Source organism: Novipirellula rosea, from assembly GCF_039541335.1.
In the GTDB taxonomy this organism is placed as follows: domain Bacteria; phylum Planctomycetota; class Planctomycetia; order Pirellulales; family Pirellulaceae; genus Novipirellula; species Novipirellula rosea.
Map to the genome: position 1 here is coordinate 1 of NZ_BAABGA010000038.1, position 1,261 is coordinate 1,261.

Here is a 1,261-nt window from a genome sequence, read left to right on the forward strand (position 1 = left end):
TACTGATCATGCGGGCCGCAGCCGGGCCGGCAGTTCCTTGACGGATAACAGTCTAATGCACCCGAGCGGCGAAGTCGGGCGTTTTTGAAATGTATAATCTCTTGTCGCCGACGGGTGATTGGTGACGTTATCCGGCTCGATCAATGAATCCATACGAACCGCCAACCGCGAGAGATCGAAGTCGACCACGTGGGCGATACTTCAGCGTTGCTTCAGGCTGCGCTATGCTGTTTTGCTTTGTTGCGGGACCTGTCGGTATGCTTTTAGGTGCAACGTGGGTTCGAACATTTGGGTTTACGACATATCGCGCACACCTTGCACATATCGGTCTACCGCTGGGTGTCGTTACTTTGGCAGTCTCAATCGGTTTGATACTCGCAGGGTTTAGAATTCGAAGCGCGATGGGAGAATCGAGTGATTGAGGGACGGCCTTTGACGAGTGTCACGGAACTTACGGGCATTGTGGGTTCAAGCATCCCGTGCGGGACATTCTCGGACATGTTCGAACACAGAGCTTCAGTTTTTCCCAGTGCAACGAACGGCATATCACTTGATTCGAGCTGATTTGCGATGGAGAATGCATTCAGATTCGGAGCGGCGGTCGTTCCGAGACCACCCTGCACTTACAACGAAACGCCGGATAACAATTAAGGCTTTGACATCGCGGAGCGAGGCACGAGCGGAGCCGATGTTCAAGGCCTTGGTTCAAGAAGGCCGGTGGAACGCTTTAAAGATTCAGCGATCGCCTGGAGAATTCAAGAAGGGTTTTGCTTTCTTGTCGCGTGACCGCAGGACTGATGATGGTGGCGGAGATGGCCCGGGGTGCCGAGTTGCAGCCAGCAACTGGGCCGCTTTGTGCGTTTCCTGAGAGACTGCCGATGCGTCTGCGGGCCTTGTGTTTCGCGATCTGCGCAGACCGTCTGCGACCGCACTCCTGGTGACGCTTCGTTTTTGACGGTTCGAACGATCGTAAGCCGCATCGTTTAGCTCGCCTTTTCCAGCGGTGGCCCGCGACTATAGATCACTCGGTGGTTTCGATCAGTGATCTTGATGACCGACAACGGACCACCGCAGTCCGTGCAGCGGCTCGCTGGAGGAGAGAGACTTTCCTTACGAGCTAACATTGCCAGCGTGAACGTCCAGCCCAAGAACAACCAGACCATCCAACGGACTTCCTCGATACGGATCCGATGGTTGGGGCTCATCCAGCCGTAGTAGCGAACTTTCTGAAAGCCGCGCGGCAGCACGTGCTGCAAGAACC

Annotated in this window: 1 protein-coding gene; it reads right to left on the reverse strand. The window is 55.2% G+C overall.

Going from position 1 to position 1,261, the window contains the following annotated elements; genetic code table 11:
- Positions 1–983: 983 nt before the first annotated feature.
- Positions 984–1,261: transposase (locus ABD971_RS15995; protein ID WP_345323663.1), on the reverse strand; the 278-nt coding region annotated here is incomplete at its 5' end.